Here is a 21,540-nt window from a genome sequence, read left to right as displayed (position 1 = left end):
TTTCACTTACTTGCCGGCAGACACCGGAAAGCGATTTTCGTTCTTGGCAAGCTTGGCCTTGACGGCAGCGGCCACATCAATATCCAGGCTATTGGCAAAAGCCAATGCGTACATCATCACATCGGCCAATTCTTCAGCAATCGCGCTCTTATCAAGCACTTCAGCTGCAGGCGGCGACCATTGGAAGTGCTCCATCAGCTCAGCTGCTTCAATGGCAATACTCATCGCGAGATTCTTCCCGCTATGGAAAGGCTGCCAGTCGCGCTCTGCAGCAAAGTCGGCAATTGCAGCCTTCAACTCTCCAACGGTACAGGTTTGATCTTGCATTACTCACACTCATTGGCACGCACACGTCGCGACACACCCGGCTTACCAACCCGTGCCGTCCCGCTCATTTCACCAATTGGTTCATCTCAAAGACAGGCAGCAGAATCGCCAGCACAATCAGCAATACCGCCACCCCCATCAGCAGCACCATGACCGGCCCAAGCAGGCTGGTGAAGGTTGCCACACGTTGTTCCAACTCACCGGCCTGCTGGCGCGCTGCTTTATCAAGCATGGCTTCCAGCCGACCGCTGGCCTCACCACTGGCAATCAGATGGACCAATACGGGCGGAAAGAGTTTTTGCCGCTCCAATGCCTTGGACAAAGGGGCACCTTCACGCACATCGCGTGCCGCCGCGGTCACTGCCGCCCGCAATACGCGGTTTTCCACCACACCCGCAGCCGCCTCCATCGCCTTCAAAAGCGGCACACCGCTACCCACGAGAATCGACAATGTGCTCGCCAACCGTGCCGTATTACCGGCTTTGTTCAACCGGCCAAACAGCGGCAGCTGCAATAGCCGGGCATCGAGCTTATTGCGGAAATTATCCTGCTTGAGCAATCGGCTGAATATAAAACCCGCAAAGCCCAGTACGATAAAACCCACCACCCCGTATTCGCGAATGCTCGCCGAAATGGCCAAAAGCGCCCGAGTGAGCAGCGGCAGTTCCTGCTTGGATGACTGAAACACGCCAACCATCTGCGGCACCACCCACCACAACATGCCGATGATGACCAGCATCGACACCGACAAGACCACCGCAGGGTAGATGAACGCCAACGCAACCTTGGAAGACAGCGCCTGACGCGCTTCGATGTAGTCAGCCAGCCGCGCCATGACACCGGCCGCCTTGCCCGATTCCTCGCCCGCGCGGACGATGGTGCGGTACAGCTCGGGAAACACGCGTGGGTGCCGACTCAAGGCAACCGACATGGGCGAACCCGCCAGCACTTCGCTGCGCACGCCAGCCAACACATCGCGCAAGCGTAGGTTTTCGGCTTGTTCAATCAATACGGTCAACGCACGCTCGATAGTCAAGCCAGCATCGAGCAAAGTAGCGAACTGGCGGGTTACCAGCGCCAACTCTGAGGTCGATACGCCTCTGCTACGGCTGCGCTTGCCTGGAGCCTCGCCACTGGAGAGCTCCTCCATGTCGAGCACCCACAAGCCCTGATCACGCAGCTTGGCGCGCGCCAACCGCGCATTGTCCGCTTCGACTACGCCATCGAGCTGCTTGCCCGCGCCATCCAACACCTGGTAACGAAAACCCGCCATATCAGAACTGCCCTGTCGAGACGGTTGCGGGAGTCTTCCCATTGGCAGGCGGCATACGAATCCATCCGGCCTGCAGGGCTACGATCGCCAACAAAATGGCGATCAGAATACACATGACAAAGTACAACAACAGCCCATTGACCATATGGCGCTTAGGCAACCCCGTGCTGATGGCCAAGGCATGGATCAGCACCGAGAACTGGTAGAACAACATCGCGAGCATAGCAACGGTAAGCAACAAACCCGGTATCAATGGCAGCAACAATCCTGTCAGTTGTGTGGTGGTGGACAGCACGACCAAGGGAAAAAGACTACCCTGGCCACGCCAATCCTTATGGCGTTTCACCCACCAGCCAAAGAAGAAAGTGAACAACAACACCTGCACCCAATTTATGGCGATTGCGAGCACTACCAGGGCTGCCAGGTTGTCCGTCCGGCCAATTGCAGTGAAGGCAGGCAATGCCGCCAACACCGTCAACCAAAGTACCGGCTGCCACCAGTCATACACATAGTGTTCCAGCGCTTTGACACGAAAGCGGGCAATATCGAGGGCATCCTGAAAAATCGGTGGCATGGGCGAATAAAAAGCGAAGCCGCCAGCTGGCGGTCTTGTATGAGTTCAGAGAGGTCAACTTGTGTGGCAGTCGGTCCGTGTCTCGACTTGCTGCACTACAAGTTCAAAGTCCTGCTTGTAAGGGTTGTCACGCTTGGCAACCAGATAGTAGCGCTTGCAGGCTTGTATGGTAAACGGCACATCGCGCTCGGCAGGCTGGGTGAAGATGCCGGCAGGCGGTGCGCTGACCCTTAGCACATGCTCACCTGGCTCTATGCGCACCAACTGGTTATCTATCGTATACACCCCATCAATCGCTAGTACACGTACCGGATAAGTATGCAATTCCGTACGACCGAAGCTGCGGCTACCATCCAACAAACTGGTATTACGCACACTGGCGCACCCCGCCAGACTCGCGATCAACAAAGAGCTTAGTGCGGATATCCACTTCATGACAATTTATCCTTCCACACAGGTTGGCATTGTCATTCTGCTCGCAAAACCCTCAACAAGCACCGTTAGACAAGCAGATTTACCACTGTTTCAATCAAACACAACCGTCTTGTGCCCATAGACCAGGACACGGTGGTCCAGATGCCAGCGTACCGCGCGGCTCAATACAACACGCTCCAGATCCCGCCCCTTCTGGATGAGATCATCCACCGTCTCGCGATGCGAAATACGCGCTACATCCTGTTCGATGATCGGACCATCGTCGAGCACCTCCGTCACATAGTGGCTGGTCGCGCCAATCAGCTTTACCCCACGGGCATGGGCGCGGTGATACGGCTTTGCTCCCTCGAAGGCCGGCAGGAAGCTGTGATGGATATTGATCACCCTGTGCTTGTAAGCGCTGCTGAATTCCTGTGACAACACCTGCATATAGCGCGCCAGTACGATCAGGTCGATCTGATGCTCCTGTAACAATGCCTGCTGGGCTGCTTCTGCCTCGGGCTTGTTGTCCTTACCCACAGGAATCACATGATAGGCAATGCCGTAGAACTCAGCGATCCGGCGGCAACCTTCATGGTTGGAGATCACCAGCGGAATTTCACAGGCCAACTCACCGCTATGCCAGCGATGCAGCAAATCCACCAGGCAATGGTCGTACTTCGACACGAAAATCGCCATGCGCGGTTTTTGCCTGGACAACTTGAGCTTCCATTCCATGCCGAAGCGCTCGGCAATCGGCGTAAAAGCTGCGTCAAATGCGCTCATATCCAGCGCGAAGCCGTCGAGGTCCCACTCGATACGCATCAAAAACAAGCCTGCATCATCGTCCTGATGCTGGTCAGCATGCAGGATATTGGCGTTATAGGTGTAAAGAAAATTCGCAATTGCCGCCACGAGGCCTTTACGGTCGGGGCAGGAAATCAACAAGGTAGCCGTATTTTTCATTCTGTCTTTCTAAATACGCGTTTCAGCTGGGGCGCGTTCCCTAAAAACCTGTTTACGATCTTACTGCGCAGTGGTGATCAGGACTTATGTACTGCTCAAAAGCCTCATGTACCTAAATACATTCCGGTTTCTGCTCTGCGCCCTGCTGACAGCTGCTCGCAACAGATCGTAGACATGTTACTACTGAAAATGCCCTTCCCCTTGGTTAGCGTCTCAATTCACGGCGGGCGAAATAGCGGGCTGGCGAATCACCGAATGATCGGCGAAACATGGCGATGAAATTGCTGGGGGTCGCGTAACCCAATGCTTCTGCCACATCGGCGACAGCTTCGTTACGCGCCAACCTTTCCAATGCGAGCGTAAGGCGGGCTTGCTGCCGCCACTGGGCAAAGCTGATGCCGGTTTCGGCCAGGAACAGGCGGCTGAGGGTACGGACCGACATTCCTGCCCAAGTTGCCCACGCCGCCAGCGAGCGATTATCGCTGGGTGATTGCAGGATCGCAGTGGCAATTCGAAGTGCACGACGATCAGTCGGCATGGGTAGGTGTAGCGGCTCTTGCGGTGCGCATTGGATTTCGGCGAAGAGCACTTCGATGATCTGTTCCTGGGCTTTATTAAGCGGTGTTTGCGAAGGCCAGGAGGCCGCGCGGCGAACCAAAGCGCGCATGACTTCGTTGATACCGACTACACACGGTTGAGCCGGCAGCATGCTGGCCGCTATTGGCGTGACCAGAAGCGTCCAACCACTCATTGCACCGCTGATGGTGACACGATGACTTTCCCCTGGCGGTATCCAACCAGCACGGTGCGGTGGCAACAGCCACGAGCCTTGAGCTGTACGCACATGCACCAGACCACTTTCGATGCAGAACAACTGACCCCTAAGGTGGCTATGCCAATCGACCTCGCGGGTACCGAGCTGGAATTCGCTGTCGTTGCGGTCTTCTCCCCAAATAGCAATCAGGATAGGGCCATCGGCACGCTCGCTTGAATCATCCAATGGGGATGGCGTACCTGATAGTGTTTGCATCGTGGCCGGAATTCATTATTTTCTGTCAATACATCGTTATCAAGTCTACCTGCTTCAGTTCAATACTGCCTACCTGGGCGTGCCATTCGGTATGCCCGAGGTGGATGGCCCACCAACACGGTATCGGGCCATGCGACTGATGTGTACGAAGGGGAAGACGATGAACTCAAGACCACTTTATGTTGTTATCGTTGGCGCCGGCCTGGGGGGACTTTGCCTGGCGCAGGGGCTGAAAAAGCACGGCATCGCGTTTGATGTATTTGAACGAGACGCTGCGCCGGATAGCCGAACCCAGGGCTATCGAATCAAGGTGGACCATATGGGCCAACAATCACTAAAGGCTTGTCTGCCTGAAGACTTGTTTACGCTATTCAATGAAACAAGCGCCATGCCAGTACAAGGGGTACATGTGCTGGATACGCAGCTCCGTGCGGTGGCAGGTAAGTGGGTATCGTCGTGGCGACGGGTTGCCGACATGACTGCGACCGATGATGTGGCGGATGACGTGAATGTAAATCGGCTTACGCTACGCCAGACCTTACTTTGCGGCATTGAAGAGCATGTTCACTTCGGCAAGGCTTATATTGCTTACCGCGAACGTGAGGATGGCCGGGTTGTGATCTCTTTTGCCGATGGCTCATCCATTGTGTCAGACGTTTTGGTGGCAGCAGATGGCGTGCACTCCAAAGTACGGCAACATCGTCTTCCTGGCGCCAACCCCGTCGATACCGGCTCGGTGTGTATCTATGGAAAAACCTTTGCGTCGCCCGCTGCGCTCTCCCGCATTTCCGGTCTGCTGCACAACACCACCGCTATATTTTTCGGCGGTCATCTCGCTGCCGTGGTCGATGCAATGCGTTTTCGAGCATCGCCTGAGCCATTGGTGCTGAATAGGCATGCCCGGTTTGGCATCAGCCATGTTGATGACTATCTGTACTGGGCGATGATCGGGCCGCGTGTACATCTGGGTGTTGACGAGTCAGCTATCCCGAGTTTGAGCCAGGACAACGTCGCGGCACTTGTCGAGCGTATATCCGAAGGGTGGCATGACGGAGTACAAGCACTTTTTAAAATGGCGGATCGGGCCTCGATGGCGCTGATGCCTGTTTGGACTGCACTGCCCCTCGATGCGTGGGTTCAGAATGGCATCACGCTGCTTGGCGATGCCATCCATGCGATGAGCCCTGCCGGCGGCCTGGGCGCAAACACAGCGCTTTATGATGCGGCGCTACTATCGGAATACTTAGGCAAGGTAGCTAAGGGGCAGTGCACGCTGGGCGCAGCGATTGGCGAATATGAAGCAGCCATACGCGAACAGAGTACCCGTGCAATCTTGGCGTCACAGCGTGGTGCGGAGGTTTTATTCGGCGCCGTCAGCGACCATGCGGTTCAAACATAGAGTAAACGCGCATTCCGAGGGTGTTTTCAACGCCGTATCGCTGACGCGCAACAGACGTTGGAACAAGCTCTTATAAGCGGCCTGGCGCCTTCACCAGCGCCTCCCCTTCCAATACGATATTCCCGCCGACGCTGCAACGGGTAGCCAGGGTCACCCTACGCTTGGCCTTATCCAAGGCGATCACTTCCACACTGGCTGTCACCGTATCGCCGATAAACACAGGGGCCATGAAGCGCATGCTTTGCGACATATAAATGGTACCGGGCCCAGGCAGCTGATTGCCCAATACCGTAGAGACCAGACTGGAAGTCAACAATCCATGGGCAACACGTCGACCAAATGGCGTATTGCGCGCGTACTCCTCATCGGTATGCACCGGGTTATGGTCCCCCGTGATGCCAGCAAACAGGACAATATCCGCCTCGGTTACCGTCTTACGAAAGGAGGCCGTCTGGCCCATGGTGATGTCTTCGAAAAAAACGGTCATATGTTGCCAACTCCTTTTGTGCGGATACTGCGCTACCACCACAGCCAGCACCATGCTGATTGCAAGGCAAGCGCGAGACTTTGAACAGGTTCTTAGCCTTCTGAATTCGAATACAGCGTAAACCTTTTGATAAACAAGGAGTCAATAACTTCCGTTTCTCCATGTTGATGGAGGAATCAGTTTGTCGCGTTGAACCCACACATACAAATCAAACGCTTGTTTAAATCAAATGTTCGATGCAAAGTTGCATCATACGCAAGTTGTAACCCTTGCCACGGTCACTCGCGATGACGTGCCACCCTGGCCGGTGCTATGCTTCAGACCCTTTACGTACACGTAATCATTGGCGTGGCCTTCGCAGATACAGCCGTGCATTTACCGGCACCTGCAACCCACCCATCAGTCCGAATTCCTTATCCGACCCCCAGCGGAGGCCGTTTTGAAAATCCTGGTCGCAGTAAAGCGCGTTGTTGATTACAACGTCAAAGTCCGAGTCAAATCTGATGGCAGCGATGTCGATATCGCCAACGTGAAGATGTCGATGAACCCCTTTGACGAAATCGCAGTGGAAGAAGCCGTTCGCCTGAAGGAAGCCGGCAAGGCAACCGAGATCGTGGCGGTTTCGCTGGGCGTGAAACAGTGTGAGGAAACGCTACGTACCGCTCTGGCCATGGGTGCCGACCGCGCTATCCATGTCGAAACAGACACCGTATTGCAGCCCCTGGCTGTCGCCAAGCTACTGAAGGCCGTGGCAGACAAAGAGCAGGCCCAGCTGATTATCCTTGGCAAGCAGGCAATCGATGACGATGCCAATCAGACCGGCCAGATGTTGGCTGCGCTCTTAAATGCACCGCAAGGTACTTTCGCTTCCAAAGTGGAAATCGCCGGCGAGAAGGTGAACGTCACACGGGAAATCGATGGCGGCCTGGAAACGGTTTCGCTGTCCTTGCCCGCAGTCATCACCACCGACTTACGCCTGAACGAACCCCGCTACGTGAAGCTGCCAAACATCATGGCCGCCAAGAAGAAGCCGCTCGACAAGGTGAGCCCGGCTGATCTGGGTGTCGACCCCGCGCCACGCCTGAAGGTACTGAAGGTAGCCGAGCCCGCCTCACGTTCAGCAGGCATCAAGGTAAGCTCGGTGGCCGAGCTGGTGGCAAAACTGAAGAACGAAGCGAAGGTGATCTAAATGTCCATTCTGGTTATTGCTGAACACGACAACGCATCGTTGAAGTCCGCCACGCTGAATACCATCACCGCAGCGGCAAAGTTGGGTAGCGACATCCATGTCCTGGTCGCCGGCCACAATGCCAACGCTGCAGCCCAAGCTGCCGCCAAGGTAGCAGGCGTGACCAAGGTGCTGCTGGCCGATGGCGAACACCTGGGCCACGGTCTTGCCGAGAATCTCGCACCCGTCATCGTCGACCTCGCCAAGTCCTACAGCCACATACTTGCCCCAGCCACCACCCATGGCAAGAATGTCATGCCACGGGTTGCAGCCCTGCTGGATGTCGCGCAGGTTTCGGATGTGATCCGCATCGAATCCGCCGACACTTTCGTGCGCCCCATCTATGCCGGTAACGTGATCGCCACCGTTCAATCGGCCGACGCGATCAAGGTGCTCACAGTACGGACCCCGGCATTCGATACCGCAGGCCAAGGTGGCGCAGCAGCAGTGGAAAATGTTGGCGCAGGCAACGATGCCGGCAAGTCGCGCTATGTATCTTCCGAGTTGACCACCTCCAGCCGTCCTGAACTGGGCGCGGCCAAAGTTATTGTCTCCGGTGGCCGTGCCTTGGCCTCCAATGAGCAATTCCATGCAGTGTTGGAACCACTGGCCGACAAACTCGGCGCGGCTATCGGCGCGAGCCGTGCGGCTGTCGATGCTGGCTATGCACCCAACGACTACCAGGTCGGCCAGACCGGCAAGATCGTCGCGCCGCAGCTGTATATCGCGGTCGGCATCTCAGGCGCCATCCAGCACTTGGCAGGGATGAAGGACTCCAAAGTCATTGTCGCCATCAATAAGGATGAGGAAGCCCCGATCTTCCAGGTAGCAGACTATGGCTTGGTAGCCGATCTGTTCACCGCGGTGCCGGAGTTGATTGCTGAATTAAGCAAGTAACGTCGCGATGCACTAGGACGGTCACCATGGTGGCCGTTTTATAAGTCAAAATAATCAAGCAAGCGCTCGAACGTATTTAATCTGATCTGGAGATCGTCATGACCTACCGCGCCCCTGTAGCCGACATCCGTTTCGTACTTAATGAGCTGGCCGGCCTGAGCGAAGTTGCCGCTTTGCCCGGCAATGAAGATGTGAATCCCGAGCTCGTCGATGCGATTCTGGAAGAAGCTGCCAAGCTGGCGGAAAACGTGATTGCACCGTTGAACAGGGTGGGCGACCAGCATGGCAACCAGTTAAAAGACGGCGTTGTCACCACCGCGCCGGGCTTCAAGAGTGCTTACCAGCAGTTTGCTGAGAACGGCTGGATCAGCCTGCGTACACCAACCGAGTTCGGCGGCCAAGCCATGCCGGCACTGGTAGCCATGGCCACAGATGAAATGTGGTGCGCTTCCAATGTCGCGTTTAGCCTTTGCCCGCTCCTTACACTGGGCGCATTGGAGGCATTGGCGCACCATGGTTCGGCCGAACTCAAAGCCACCTACCTGCCCAAGATGGCGACTGGCGAATGGACTGGCACCATGAACCTGACCGAACCCCAGGCTGGGTCCGACCTTGCCCAGGTGCGCAGCAAAGCCGTACCGGTGGGCGATGGCACCTACAAGATATCGGGCCAGAAGATCTTCATCACCTGGGGTGAACACGATATGGTGGACAACATCGTCCACCTCGTCCTCGCCCGCCTGCCCGATGCACCAGCCGGCGTGAAAGGCATTTCCCTCTTCGTCGTGCCCAAGTTCATGGTCAATGCCGATGGGTCGCTCGGCGCGCGTAACGATGTGAAGTGCGTGTCGCTGGAACACAAGCTCGGCATCCACGGTTCACCAACCTGCGTGATGAGCTATGGCGATAACGGCGGTGCGATTGGTTACCTCGTCGGCGAAGCCAATCGTGGCTTGAGCTATATGTTCACCATGATGAATGCAGCCCGTCTCGGCGTGGGTGTGGAAGGTATGGCGATCGCCGAACGTGCTTACCAGCAGGCGGTGGCCTACGCCAAGGATCGCGTCCAGTCCCGCGAGCTGGGTTCGGAAAATACTGCCCCTGCTCCCATCATCAAGCATCCGGACATCCGCCGCATGCTGATGACGATGAAGTCGCAGATCGAGGCCCAACGCGCCCTCACCTACTTCACCGGTGCGGCGCTCGACAAGGCTGGCAGCCACCCCGATGCGCACGAAAAAGCCCGCTGGCAGGCTGTCGTCAACTTCCTGATTCCTATCGTCAAGGGCTGGAATACGGAGCAGGTCAACGAAATCGCCAGCCTGGGCGTACAAATCCATGGTGGCATGGGCTTTATTGAAGAAACCGGCGCAGCCCAATACCTGCGCGATGCACGCATTACTGCTATTTACGAAGGCACCACCGGCATCCAGGCACTGGACTTGGTTGGCCGCAAGACTGCCGCCGAACGTGGTATGACTGCAAAGGCACTGCTAAGTGAAGTCGAAGCCACCGCAGGCAAGCTCAAAACTGCCGGCCTCTCAGACATCGGTGATGCGCTTAACGCAGCGCTGGTACATGCCCGTGCAAGCACGGACTACGTCGTTGGGCAGTTTGACGCACAGCCACGCGATGTAGCAGCCGGCTCGGTCCCCTTCCTCAAATTGATGGGCATTGTGCTGGGTGGCTGGCAACTGGGCCGTGCTGCACTGGTGGCCAAGCAGAAACTGGCTGATGCAAGTGCCGACACAGCTTTCTTTGATGCCAAGCTGATCACCGCACGTTTCTTCGCAGCTCACTTGCTGCCACAAGTGGGTGGTTTGGCTGCTGCGATTCAGCAGGGGGCGGAGAGTGTGTTGGCGATGCCGGAAGAAGCCTTCTGAACCTCACAACAAACCAGCCTGAATAAAGATAAAGCCACCTACGGGTGGCTTTATCTTTTTATACAAACTATCTTCTAACAAGAATAATAAGATCGCTAAACGATGTTATGGCAAACAAAGATCAAGAACGAGCTTACGCCCAAAAAGCTGCTGAGCTCTTACCTCAGAACTGGGAAATCATTGATATTCCAGAGCCACCCGATTTTGAAATCAAATACAACGGCAATACTTTTGGCCTGGAAATACGGCAGGTATTTAACCGGGAAAACAATATCTGCGATGAACCAGACGAAGACAAACAAAAAACCAATATATGTGACGACGAAATTGGAACAGGTTCTCCAACTAAGTACCGGGAAGTACTCAATAGCAGGAAAATTAACAGGCTGGCGAAACTATATTACCAATCAAACGGGAAACCGATAAGAGCAGTTTTCCATGGAAACTTGTTAGAAGCAAACATGCGAGAAGTACTGGATTACTTGCTTAAACTGCCTTCGACATACCCTACCCCTCCAGAGTTTCATACAGTTTCCAACCTTACAGTTCATATCATACCGTTACCAAACGATGGTAAATCCTCAGGCTACCCTCATTGGCAATACGTAGATGACCGAGTGGGCTGGGTAGGACAAGTCTCCCCAGAAATATTGCAAAATGCTATTGATCGAAAGGCACAGAAACTGGATTCATATAAAAAGAAATACAATATCATCGATCTTCTGCTTGTAGCAGACCACCGGTTTAATTCTGGAAAGTTGGACATAAATGAATCAACCGACTTCGAACTAAACAACCCTGGCTTCCGAAATATCTACTTTCTTTCATTTCCCGATTCAATCAAGCAAATTGCTTAGATGTCTAGTCCCCAGTTATTCATTGTATCGCCATCAACCCCGGCCGATAAATAATACGCGGTAATCAGCGTAGCTTTAACTCGCCACCAATCTCCGTCTTTTTAGTCTTCTTGTCGTACACACAAATAATGCTCAGCACATCCTTGCTGTGTGCCGACTGGCCCTGCACCAAAGCCAACCCATAGGATTCACTGCCGAACGGGTCTACTGTCACTTTCGGCTTTTTTATCTGGTCCTTCGTTGCAGCAATACATGCTTTGGTCACGTCCTGGCGAAACTCAGCCCAACCGTCTGAAGACGATGCGTTGGCTGTTGCCGACATTGTAGACAGGACACCAGCAACAAAAACTGCTTTATATATCGATTTCATATGCACCTCAGTTTGTTCCAAAGCTAACTTGCCGTTGAGTTAGACCAGTCTAAAAACCATCTGCTTCATGTTGCTGAAACATGACGCCAGGAAGATACGCGGCAATGCGATGTGCTGTACCACGGCCATAAGCGCCCACTGCAGGTTCTTAGCGATCGCATTCCAACCGCCCTTCTTCCACGAGACTAATCATGACTATAAAAAACCGTCGGCAGTTTCTTAAATGGGGATTACAGCTATCTGGCGCTGCGGCATCCACCAGCGTACTCCCAAAAAGCATTCGCGATGCCTTGGCCATACCCGCACACAAGGTTACCGGCACATTGGAGGATGTGGCGCACATCGTCGTACTGATGCAGGAGAACCGGTCGTTCGACCACTACTTCGGGACCCTGAATGGCGTACGTGGCTTTGGCGACCCACGACCCGTGCCTTTGCTCAGCGGCAAACCGGTCTGGTTCCAACCTGTAGGCAGGAATGGGGGCCAGCGTAAGGGCTATGCCAATGTGGGGCACAGCAACTGGCATAAGAAAGACACCTGGTACGAGGACAACCCGGCAGCACAGGCCCGTATGGACTACGTACTGCCGTTCCGGCTCGATACCTCCACAACCAGCGCACAGCAAGTCGGTGGAACCGACCACAGCTGGAAATTGGAACAAGGCATCTGGAAAAACTGGGATGCCTGGGTACCACTGAAAAGCAGGATGTCGATGGGGTATTACGACACAGAAAAAGACTTACCGTTCTACTACCAGCTGGCCAATGCCTTCACGATCTGCGATGCAAATCACTGCTCGTTCTTCGGCAATACCGAACCCAACCGCCAGTATTACACCAGCGGCGCAAGCGTCTACACCATGACGGGGTACGACTCGGCCAACAGGAAGAAGCGCTTACGCGGGCGCGAGCTCGACAGCAATTGGACCGGCGATATGGCGCAGGACGAACCCTGGGAAGGCCTGCTCTGGAAAAGCTACGCCATGCAGCTGCAGGAAAACAATATCGACTGGCAGGTGTACCAGGCTTATTCCAATTACGGCTGCAATTCGCTGGCCTACCACAAGGCATTCAGAAAGCTGGACAAAAACTCCGACCTCTACAAACGCGGTCGCGCCTATGTGGGCAACAAACTCAGCTCAAACGATGCGCCATACGACGAGGTACTGGCCAATGCGATTGCTGAGGACGTGAAGAACGACCGGCTGCCCAAGGTCTCCTGGATAGTGTGCCCCGATGCCTATTGCGAACACCCTACATCTACACCGGCTGCCGGCCAGGCGCTGGTCGATAAACTGTTACAGGCACTGACTTCAAACCCTGCTGTGTGGGCGAAGACCGTATTCATCGTCAATTACGATGAGAACGACGGTTTCTTCGACCATATGCCGGCCTATGTGCCGCCGGTAAACACCCGCCTGTATGGCTACCAGGGCCGCAGCACCGTCTCTGTCGATGCCGAAAACTACAACGGCGTGCCGATTGGCCTGGGGCCGCGCGTGCCTATGCTAGTCATTTCGCCCTGGAGCAAAGGTGGTTGGGTCTGCTCGCAGGTGTTCGATCACACCTCTGTGCTGCGTTTCATCGAACAACGCTTCGGTGTGATCTGCGAAAACATCTCGCCATGGCGGCGCGCCATGTGTGGCGACCTGACCAGCGCTTTCGACTTCAGAAACCCCGATATTGCCCAGCCGGTATTGCCCGATACCCGCAACTACAAAGCGGTGGCTGACGCCAGCCGGCCCTGGCCCGGCCCGGTACCCCCAGTCATACCCAACCGGCCGGTGCAGAAGCTTGGCCAACGGCGCTCGCGTGCATTGCCCTATACGCTATTCGCTCATGGCCGGCTCGACCCAGACGGGAAACAGTTCTGGATAGACTTTGCCAACTCAGGCACTGTCGGTGCCGGGTTTATCGTCTATACAGATGACCACGCGGTGTTCAACGATGCCGACAAACCCTACGAACCCAATGATTCGGTGTTTCCCGATCGCTCATTCGTCAACGTCAATGACCACAAAGGCCCGTGGCAGTATTCGGTTGAAGCCGGCAAAACACTGTCTGACAGCTGGATGCCCGTACTTGCCGATGGCGTTAAAGCCACCTACGCGTTTTCGGTTTATGGCCCGAATGGTTTCTTCTGCCAATTCCAGGGCAGTTACACCGCAGCAGGGGAGCAGCAGGCAGAACCCGAAGTGCAGGTCCGCTATGACAAACCCAGCGGCAGCCTCTTGCTCACCCTGCGCAATACCGGCCAAGCCACATGCAATTTTGTGGTGGCGAACGGATACAACGATCAGGACACAAGGCGCTTTACCGTCCTTCCAGCATCATCCACCACAGATGTCTGGAACCTTTCCGCCAGCGCGCAGTGGTTTGATGTCAGCGTCACTGCGGGTAATGGTTTTTTACGCCGGTTCGCAGGCCATGTCGAAACCGGCAATCACAGCCTCACCGACCCGAAAATAGGGGGTATCGCAAAAGATGTGAGGTGAGGCACTGCACAGCTCGCAGTAGTGCAAAGGCAGGGCTATAAAACAGCTTTTCTCCTGTGGAGAATGCACCATGCAAAGCACCAGCACCTGCCTTTGGTTCGACAGTATCCAGGATCTCAGTACCGCTATTGGGACAATGATTTCTGGGCTCGATGATGAAAAGCAAAATTGAAATAATGGTGAGTATGCCTGTTCTGGCAGCAGCAGTTTTCAGTTCTGGCGGATTAAAGACACACACAATCTCACGCTGATAGCAGAGGATTTTAGCTGTTTACGCTACAGAAGATGAGGCCATGAACTGGCACAACGCTGTACCCCTCACTCAATTGCAAGCAACGAATAGTGTCGCCAGTAGTGAGTTGTAACACCTCAAAGGAATCTCAGCACTATTCCGTTTACTGCTGAAAATATTCCTCAGTCAATGGGCAATAAACCGTGTGTTTTGACGATCGTGGGTGCCGTGCAAGACATCATCGTGATGTCCAAACCTGCCAATCAAGATTTCAATAAGTACGAAGTGCGCACCAAAATCCTAGAGGGAGACAATACGCTGATAATCGATACGTTCGGGGTATTCGAGAACGAGGGCAACACGCTAGTCATTGACGAATGAGGATATGAAAAACGCCGTACGCAGACACCGCAAGTGCAAGCTAATCCGGTAATTGATGTGAAGCCGATTTCATTCGCAACGCTGGCCCGAGTCGAGGGTGGTAACGATACTCACTTGATCGATGAAGATAGCGTATTTCATTCTGAGTAAACAACACTCGTTGCCACGGAAGATGGATTTACAGGTAGCGGTGAAGAACCATAGCCAGTGCACCTTTCGGCAGTAATTGCATTCTCGATTTGGCGGTCTATATTGCTAGTCCCTAACTGTAATACCCATCAAATTTGAGCGCGCCTTTTGGTGCGCTCTTTTTTTGCCAGATGAGCTTGCCATTTTTTTACGTTAACGCATGTAAATATATTGATCTTCGCTATAACTACACTACAGGCAGGTGGTCTCCATTCATCACCGGACCTCGCAGTAACGATTGTTTTGAATGATATTTTTGGTTATGGGTTCTTATTAAAGGAGTTAGAAAATGGCTACGACTCAATCCCCAGCGTCCAAATTGGCTAGAGCCGCTTCTGGACTGCTACAAAGCAAACCAGCACCAGCAAAAGCAAAGCCCGCTACAGTTTCTGCCTTATCACCAAGTAAAGCACCACCAGCAAAAGCAAAACCTGCTATGGGTGCCGCTTCATCACCAAGTAAAGCAGCACCCGCCAAAGCAAAACCCGCTATGAGTTCTGCTTCGTCACAAAGTAAAGTGGCCACCAAGACTGCCAAACCGGCAACCACCGCAAAGGCCAAGCCAACCACAAATGGCGCAATGAAGTCAGCCAAACCTGCTTCAAAACCAGCAGTTAAGGCAAAGGCAAGCCCGGCGAAGAAAGCAAGCCCTGCTAAAAGCGCTGTTAAAAAGGCTGGGGCCAGTTCAAGCAGTGCAGCAAAGAAGTCCAGCGCAGCCAAGGCGAAACCGAAGGCAGCCAAACCCAGCGCACTCATCTCAGCTGAAAAACTGAGCAACGGTTTGGCGAGTGCCAAGGGTGAAATCAAAAAAGTGCTGACCAGTTTATCCTCAGCCTTCACTGGCGATTACGGCCTTAAGGAAGTTCAACTGACTGTCAGTTTTGGTTCGGATGGTAAGTTCTTGGGATTCGGTTCTGGTGGTAGCGCATCCATGGCCGTAACCCTCGCACCGGGGAAGAAGTAGAGGCTCATCAAGCACTGTAGCTACACTTGAGTATTACGCCCTCACTCAATCTTCACCTCATGAGCCCAACTTGCACCAGCAAGCTGGGCTCATATTTATCTACGCCAAACTCTGCCGTTTCCTCGAAGGTCCGATTACAACATTCGCAGTCTGCAAATCTCGTCCGAGATATTCACCTGACACCTGCCTATACAGCACCTTAATTCACACAACCGCGTATGGTTGCTCCACTGCCCCTATCCTGCTACGACTCGCAGTCTGCCCCGGTATGCGGTAATGGCCTTCGTCGAAGCGGTCTATGCCGCAACTGAGGTTGGATATCCAATCGAGGAAAGCTAACAGCACCGTCTTGCCGACAAAGTAACGGCCATGCTGTGGTACCAGCATGGTGACTTCACCCCGCTCAACCAGGGGCCGGACCATATTGGCCCAGAGGCGGCATACCTTGTTAGCTACCATATAGCGCCGGTGGAATCCTTCCATGCTGGCGATGTGTTGGTTGAATTCCGCCAAGCTCGCAATCGGTGCTGTAACTGCCTCATGCTCCACCATCGAAGCACCCATATCGCCCGAGAAAAGGATGCGCGATGTCGGGTCATAAAAATGAAAGTTGCCTTCTGCGTGCAGAAAGTGAGCTGGCACCGCAGCCAGCTTGCTGCTGCCCAACGTAATCCAGCAGCCTTCGTCCGGTACGCCAGTGATGCGGCCTGCCGAATTACCCACATTGCAAAAGTGCGGCACAAAGCGCGACCAAAGCTTGGAAACCAAAAGCTGGCATTGGGTACTTACCAGCCATTTGTTCAATGAGGCAACGATGTCCGGGTCGCCATGCGACGCCAAAATGTATTTGAGCTCACGCGCGGGGAAGTAGCGCGCCATGGCCATGATCAAGGCGTTGTAGGTCATATTGCCTGCCGGGTCGATCAAGGCTCCTTCTTTGCCCGAGACAATCAGGAACTGATTCGCCTGCACGGCCTCGTTATTGGTATCGTCCACGAGGTCAGCGAACATCAGGCATCGGTGGGTGCCGTTGTCGAACAGGGAAATAGCCATGCAAGGCGCCTCGATTTACAAAAAGGGCGCACCGTAGCGCGAAACCGAGCGCTGTTTATTGATACAGCGCAAAGCAAGTCGGTAAAACAGCTGCAAATCAAGCGATTGACCGGTTTGTCGGCATTGGCCCAACGTAGTCAGCGGGCTACAATCGGCGCTTCCCAAAGTGAAGGAAGTCAATAAATGGGTTTTCTTGCCGACAGAAAGATCCTGGTCACCGGCCTCTTGTCCAACCGCTCCATCGCCTATGGCATTGCCAAGGCCTGCCACCGTGAAGGGGCCACCTTGGCCTTCACGTACGTGAACGACAAGCTCAAAGACCGCGTCGTCGATCTGGCAAAGGAATTTGGCAGCGATATCATCCTGCGTTGCGATGTCGGTTCTGACGAAGAGATTGCCGCCATGGCTGCCGACTTGGGCAAGCATTGGGACCGGGTCGATGGTGTCGTCCATTCAATCGGGTTCGCACCGCGCGAAGCGTTGTCGGGGGATTATCTCGATTCAGTCAGCCGTGAAGCCTTCAACATCGCCCACGACATCAGCAGCTACAGCTTTGCTGCCTTGGCCAAGGCCCTGCGCCCGCAGCTGAGTGCCGATGCATCGTTGCTGACGCTGAGCTACCTGGGCGCTGAACGCGCCGTGGTCAATTACAACGTGATGGGCTTGGCCAAAGCCAGCCTGGAAGCCAATGTGCGCTATATGGCTTCGTCTCTCGGCGGCCAGGGCATCCGGGTGAATGGCATTTCCGCCGGCCCCATTAAAACGCTGGCCGCTGCAGGTATTGCCGGTTTTTCGAAGATTCTGCACCACGTCGAGCAATCGGCACCGCTGAAGCGCAACGTCACCATTGAAGAAGTCGGCAATGTGGCGGCCTTCCTGCTGTCCAACCTCTCTTCAGCGGTGACGGCGGAAATCATGCATGTGGATAATGGGTATAGCACCGTTGCCGCAGGTATGGACGAGTAGCACGGCGAACAAAACCCTTCTGGCGTTGTTATGCACACTTGCCGTACCTACGTACTGTCTGCGTTTGCATGCCTAGCCAGAATCGCTTCGCTGGGGTTTGTTGGCCGCGCTTGCGATCTTGCTGCGCCGCCGTGATCAGAGCTTATTCACTACTGACGGTTGCTCGCGACAGATCGTGAACTGGTTTTAATCGCGATCGGCTTTTTAAGTAAGACTGTAACCATCCAAATAAAAACGCCCGGTAAATCCGGGCGCTTTTATTGGTGGCTCCGCTACAACCCCGCTATGGACAAGTATTGGGACAAGCCATATAGGTTCTGCGTGCTAGGCGAGTAGGAAAGCAGTGTTGGTTGCTGCTCGGTATAGCGGCTCTGGAATTGCGGTATGCGCGTCTGTGCAGCATAAGGGTTGTCACTGCGAGCTAGCAGGTTTGTGCTATCGAGGGTCGTTATACGCTGGCTGTTGGTCAGCGCCGTCGTGCTGGAGGTACTGACACGGCTTGCCGCATCGGCTAGCAGGCCGCTTACCTGCTCGGCATCCTTGGCAAATGCCTTGCTGAACTTCTCTTCATCGAGCTTCAACTGCCCCTGCCTGTCACGCTCTATCCCGACCTGTTCGAGCGTAAGCCGATTCGTCTCACCACTGCTTTGCGCAGCACTCAAAGCCTTGTCGATCTGGCCGACCACCTTGCGGGATTGCGTATCGCTGCGCCCCCCTGCCACCTGATCGTTGAAACGATTAACCGCGTCAACAAAAGTACGGGCGCTGCTGCTCGCCTCATCCACCTCACGTGCAAGATCAACCTTGGCAACACCGGTAGCGCTCAACCTCAATGAAATACCACGGTCCACATTGCTGACATCATTGGTCGCGCTGATGATGGCTTTGCCATTCAAGGTCAATTCCGCAAACTTGGCATTACGGTTTATATCCAGATTACGGCCCGTGCCCGGCACTTCGCTCGGATCATACGCCAGACGCGACAGCCCCTGACTGTTGTCCTGGTTGCTGCCGTCGTTATCGCTTACGCGAATACGGAAAGCCTGGTCGCCACCGGTCTTTTGACCACTTAAGTCCAGACGGAAGCTTCCGTTGTCCTCAACCACCTTGGCATCAATGCCGACATTGGCACGGTTAATCGCCTTGGCAATCCCATTCAGCGTGCCATCCCCAGCCGAGATACTGACAGTACGGCGCGTACCTTCGGTGGGTGTAAAACTATTGCTGGAACTGTTGAAGCGCCCAAACTCCACCTGCAAACTGCCAGTACCGACAATGCTACTGTCGCGGTCCGCGAAAGCCTGGCTGCGCAGCTGCTGCGACTGAGCTAGTTGATTGACCTGGACATCAAACGACTTGGGTTCCACATCGGTACGGTTCGTTACCGCTGTGATGTCCTTGTTGTCCGACTTCGCCTTTACCTTGGCGACCTTGTCTTTGCTATCGAGGGCACTAGCGGAGGTTTTGAGATCTGACAAAGCCGATTGCAACCGACCGGCTTCAGAAAGGCGTACATTGGTCGAGCCGATTCTGCGCAACTTTTCATCGTTGCCCGATGCAGATTGCACTGCGCCATTGCGGCCAATGCCACTTAATGTAAACACCTGACTGACCGAATTACCAATACCATAGAGGTTCATCTTCACCCCCCTCGGAGGTCTATCGGTTGGCCTCCACGCAGAATTCTTTCAAGTATACGCTTGAAAATACCGAGGTAAGTCGCCGTTTGGCCGAGATTTACCGCTGTAACAAGGACTATTCAAGATGTGCCAATTGCTCGGCATGAATTGCAACACACCTACCGATATCTGCTTCTCGTTCGAAGGCTTCCGCAAGCGTGGCGGGCTGACGGACCACCATGCCGACGGCTGGGGCATCGGCTTTTTCGAGGGGCCGGGCTGCAGGTTGTTCCTCGACTGGCAGTCGTCCAGCACCTCGCCGGTGGCCGAGTTGGTACGGAACTATCCAATCAAATCAACCAACGTTATTGCACACATCCGCAAGGCAACAGTAGGCAATATCAATCTGGCCAATACCCACCCCTTCCAGCGTGAACTATGGGGGCGCTATTGGGTATTTGCCCACAACGGCGACTTGAAGACCCTGCCAGCATTAGTTGGCGAGAGGTTCAAACCGGTAGGCGATACCGACAGCGAACATGCCTTCTGCTGGTTGTTGCAGCAGCTTGCAAGCCGGTTTGATACAGAACCGCCTCAGGATCAGCTATACACTGCCCTGCGCGAGTTGGTGACAACACTCAGCGCACACGGCAGCTTTAATTTCTTGCTGTCGAATGGGCAATGGCTGGCTGCACATTGCTCTACCAATCTGCACTATCTGGTGCGCCAAGCACCATTTGGCAATGCCCATCTCATCGATCAGGACGTGAGTGTGGATTTTAATTCGCTGACTACGCCGGCCGACCGGGTTGCGATGATTGCGACGCAACCGCTGACCGACAACGAGCAGTGGACGCAAATGCAGGCCGGGGAACTCGTGATCTTTCAGGATGGGGAACCCAACCGGTACTGAGGCCTCAAAGTGCTCATTCGTCGCGCTGAGTTTTCATGAAGCCCATTACCCGCATTTACCTCATTCTGCTTTGCATCATTCTGGTAACCATGGCGGTAGTCCATTTCGCACATGACTCTCGAAAAAGCATCAAGTCTTACTTTATGAGCGGTACACGATACACCGTGAATGAACGGTTGACTGAATATGGCTCGGCAGTCGAAGCCCGGCTGCGTGCAGAAGTCGTCGCGGCAGGTCTGAGCTATCCGCCCAAGGAGTTGGCTTATGTGGCCTTCAAAGATGCACGCCGCCTGGAAGTCTATGGCCGGACCACATCGCAGCAACCTTGGCAGTTCGTGAAGGCCTATCCCATACTTGCCGCCAGCGGGAACCTGGGACCCAAGTTAAAGGAAGGCGACGAGCAGGTTCCCGAAGGCATCTACCAAGCGGAGTCCTTGAACCCCAACAGCCGTTTTCATCTTTCAATTCGCCTGAATTACCCGAATGCGTTTGACCGGCACATGGCGCAGGGGGATAAGCGGCACAATCTGGGTGGTGACATCATGATTCACGGCAGTTCAGTTTCAATCGGCTGCATTGCCGTGGGTGACGAAGCAGCCGAGGACCTGTTCATACTTGCCGCTCAGACCAGCAAGCCCGTACGCATCATTGTCAGTCCGACCGATTTTCGCCAACCGTCTGTGACTACACCCGAGACTGCACAACCTACGTGGTTACAGACGTTGTATGCATCCCTAAGTGCTGAGCTTCAGCAGTACCACGTACCACCTGAAAAATACCAAACGTCGTTGTACGTCAACGATACGGCGTAGAAAACAACTACGGAATACTCAATTACCACTTGCAAGCTCCGCTGCCTCAGCGGTTTTCGCCTTGTCTTGCCTTATTTCACAAGGCTAGGGTCTGTTGACGTTTCACATAGGTAGCCATAGAAACCCACAGGCCATGGCAACCATGCTTTCATAGTTCCGTTTCAGTTTGTCGAACCGGAACGCCACTGCACGGTAATGCTTCAGCCTCGCA

General features: G+C 54.4%; 21 protein-coding genes and 1 pseudogene. 11 read left to right on the top strand and 11 right to left on the bottom strand.

What is annotated here, in order from left to right; genetic code table 11:
• Positions 1-6: 6 nt before the first annotated feature.
• From ACUHMQ_RS09140 to ACUHMQ_RS09115, 6 genes are all read right to left on the bottom strand, one after another.
• The gene (locus ACUHMQ_RS09140) at positions 7-327 is read right to left on the bottom strand and encodes a nucleotide pyrophosphohydrolase (protein WP_445295152.1); all 321 of its coding nucleotides are present in this window, start codon (positions 325-327) and stop codon (positions 7-9) included.
• A 64-nt stretch (positions 328-391) separates the two neighbouring features.
• Positions 392-1,600 (bottom strand): type II secretion system inner membrane protein GspF, encoded by a 1,209-nt coding sequence (gspF, locus tag ACUHMQ_RS09135; protein ID WP_445295151.1) that lies wholly within the window; start codon positions 1,598-1,600, stop codon positions 392-394.
• Position 1,601: 1 nt separating this feature from the next.
• Positions 1,602-2,174, bottom strand: coding sequence for a hypothetical protein (locus tag ACUHMQ_RS09130; RefSeq protein ID WP_445295150.1), 573 nt, complete (start codon positions 2,172-2,174; stop codon positions 1,602-1,604).
• 54 nt (positions 2,175-2,228) lie between these two features.
• Positions 2,229-2,609: a hypothetical protein gene (locus ACUHMQ_RS09125; protein WP_445295149.1), complete on the bottom strand. Its 381-nt coding sequence runs from the start codon at positions 2,607-2,609 to the stop codon at positions 2,229-2,231.
• Between the two features lie 90 nt (positions 2,610-2,699).
• Positions 2,700-3,554: a formyltetrahydrofolate deformylase gene (purU, locus tag ACUHMQ_RS09120; protein WP_445295148.1), complete on the bottom strand. Its 855-nt coding sequence runs from the start codon at positions 3,552-3,554 to the stop codon at positions 2,700-2,702.
• Between the two features lie 205 nt (positions 3,555-3,759).
• Positions 3,760-4,584: an AraC family transcriptional regulator gene (locus ACUHMQ_RS09115; protein WP_445295147.1), complete on the bottom strand. Its 825-nt coding sequence runs from the start codon at positions 4,582-4,584 to the stop codon at positions 3,760-3,762.
• 1 nt (position 4,585) lies between these two features.
• Between ACUHMQ_RS09115 and ACUHMQ_RS09110 the strand changes: the two genes are divergently transcribed.
• Positions 4,586-5,983 carry an FAD-dependent oxidoreductase gene (locus tag ACUHMQ_RS09110; RefSeq protein ID WP_445295146.1) on the top strand — a complete coding sequence of 466 codons (1,398 nt, stop codon included), beginning with the start codon at positions 4,586-4,588 and terminating at the stop codon, positions 5,981-5,983.
• A gap of 70 nt (positions 5,984-6,053) precedes the next feature.
• Here the strand turns inward: ACUHMQ_RS09110 and ACUHMQ_RS09105 are convergent, their stop codons facing one another.
• Positions 6,054-6,470 (bottom strand): MaoC family dehydratase, encoded by a 417-nt coding sequence (locus ACUHMQ_RS09105; protein WP_445295145.1) that lies wholly within the window; start codon positions 6,468-6,470, stop codon positions 6,054-6,056.
• A 439-nt stretch (positions 6,471-6,909) separates the two neighbouring features.
• Here ACUHMQ_RS09105 and ACUHMQ_RS09100 point away from each other — a divergent pair, with 439 nt between their 5' ends.
• From ACUHMQ_RS09100 to ACUHMQ_RS09085, 4 genes are all read left to right on the top strand, one after another.
• Positions 6,910-7,659: an electron transfer flavoprotein subunit beta/FixA family protein gene (locus tag ACUHMQ_RS09100; RefSeq protein WP_445295144.1), complete on the top strand. Its 750-nt coding sequence runs from the start codon at positions 6,910-6,912 to the stop codon at positions 7,657-7,659.
• Positions 7,660-8,595, top strand: a complete 936-nt coding sequence (locus ACUHMQ_RS09095) for an electron transfer flavoprotein subunit alpha/FixB family protein (protein WP_445295143.1) — start codon at positions 7,660-7,662, stop codon at positions 8,593-8,595. It begins immediately after the preceding gene.
• 98 nt (positions 8,596-8,693) lie between these two features.
• On the top strand, positions 8,694-10,478 hold the full coding sequence (locus tag ACUHMQ_RS09090; protein WP_445295142.1) for an acyl-CoA dehydrogenase C-terminal domain-containing protein: 1,785 nt from the start codon (positions 8,694-8,696) through the stop codon (positions 10,476-10,478).
• A 107-nt stretch (positions 10,479-10,585) separates the two neighbouring features.
• Positions 10,586-11,335, top strand: coding sequence for a hypothetical protein (locus tag ACUHMQ_RS09085; protein WP_445295141.1), 750 nt, complete (start codon positions 10,586-10,588; stop codon positions 11,333-11,335).
• Positions 11,336-11,399: 64 nt separating this feature from the next.
• On the opposite strand, the gene ACUHMQ_RS09080 is transcribed toward ACUHMQ_RS09085, so the two are convergent.
• Positions 11,400-11,705 (bottom strand): hypothetical protein, encoded by a 306-nt coding sequence (locus ACUHMQ_RS09080; RefSeq protein WP_445295140.1) that lies wholly within the window; start codon positions 11,703-11,705, stop codon positions 11,400-11,402.
• Positions 11,706-11,896: 191 nt separating this feature from the next.
• Between ACUHMQ_RS09080 and ACUHMQ_RS09075 the strand changes: the two genes are divergently transcribed.
• From ACUHMQ_RS09075 to ACUHMQ_RS21605, 3 genes are all read left to right on the top strand, one after another.
• Entirely contained in the window at positions 11,897-14,200 is a 2,304-nt protein-coding gene (locus tag ACUHMQ_RS09075) for a phosphocholine-specific phospholipase C (RefSeq protein WP_445295139.1), read from the top strand.
• A gap of 421 nt (positions 14,201-14,621) precedes the next feature.
• A complete protein-coding gene (locus tag ACUHMQ_RS09070) occupies positions 14,622-14,813 on the top strand; it encodes a hypothetical protein (RefSeq protein ID WP_445295138.1) in 192 nt (63 codons plus the stop codon).
• Between the two features lie 478 nt (positions 14,814-15,291).
• Positions 15,292-15,966, top strand: a complete 675-nt coding sequence (locus ACUHMQ_RS21605; RefSeq protein ID WP_510182274.1) for a Pepco domain-containing protein — start codon at positions 15,292-15,294, stop codon at positions 15,964-15,966.
• 204 nt (positions 15,967-16,170) lie between these two features.
• Here the strand turns inward: ACUHMQ_RS21605 and ACUHMQ_RS09060 are convergent, their stop codons facing one another.
• On the bottom strand, positions 16,171-17,019 hold the full coding sequence (locus ACUHMQ_RS09060) for an oxygen-binding di-iron domain-containing protein (RefSeq protein ID WP_445295136.1): 849 nt from the start codon (positions 17,017-17,019) through the stop codon (positions 16,171-16,173).
• A 183-nt stretch (positions 17,020-17,202) separates the two neighbouring features.
• Between ACUHMQ_RS09060 and fabI the strand changes: the two genes are divergently transcribed.
• The gene (fabI, locus tag ACUHMQ_RS09055) at positions 17,203-17,985 is read left to right on the top strand and encodes an enoyl-ACP reductase FabI (protein WP_445295135.1); all 783 of its coding nucleotides are present in this window, start codon (positions 17,203-17,205) and stop codon (positions 17,983-17,985) included.
• Between the two features lie 272 nt (positions 17,986-18,257).
• Here the strand turns inward: fabI and fliD are convergent, their stop codons facing one another.
• Positions 18,258-19,625, bottom strand: a complete 1,368-nt coding sequence (gene fliD, locus ACUHMQ_RS09050; RefSeq protein WP_445295134.1) for a flagellar filament capping protein FliD — start codon at positions 19,623-19,625, stop codon at positions 18,258-18,260.
• Between the two features lie 124 nt (positions 19,626-19,749).
• Here fliD and ACUHMQ_RS09045 point away from each other — a divergent pair, with 124 nt between their 5' ends.
• On the top strand, positions 19,750-20,517 hold the full coding sequence (locus ACUHMQ_RS09045) for a class II glutamine amidotransferase (RefSeq protein ID WP_445295133.1): 768 nt from the start codon (positions 19,750-19,752) through the stop codon (positions 20,515-20,517).
• A gap of 35 nt (positions 20,518-20,552) precedes the next feature.
• The gene (locus tag ACUHMQ_RS09040; protein WP_445295132.1) at positions 20,553-21,329 is read left to right on the top strand and encodes a L,D-transpeptidase family protein; all 777 of its coding nucleotides are present in this window, start codon (positions 20,553-20,555) and stop codon (positions 21,327-21,329) included.
• A 102-nt stretch (positions 21,330-21,431) separates the two neighbouring features.
• On the opposite strand, the pseudogene ACUHMQ_RS09035 reads toward ACUHMQ_RS09040, so the two are convergent.
• Positions 21,432-21,540: pseudogene (locus tag ACUHMQ_RS09035) on the bottom strand (IS5/IS1182 family transposase); the annotation flags it as partial.

The sequence above is a fragment of the Chitinimonas violaceus genome (genome assembly GCF_052601015.1).
The sequence above is the reverse complement of the archived record's forward strand: the minus strand, read 5'-3'. Positions and strand labels throughout refer to the sequence as shown.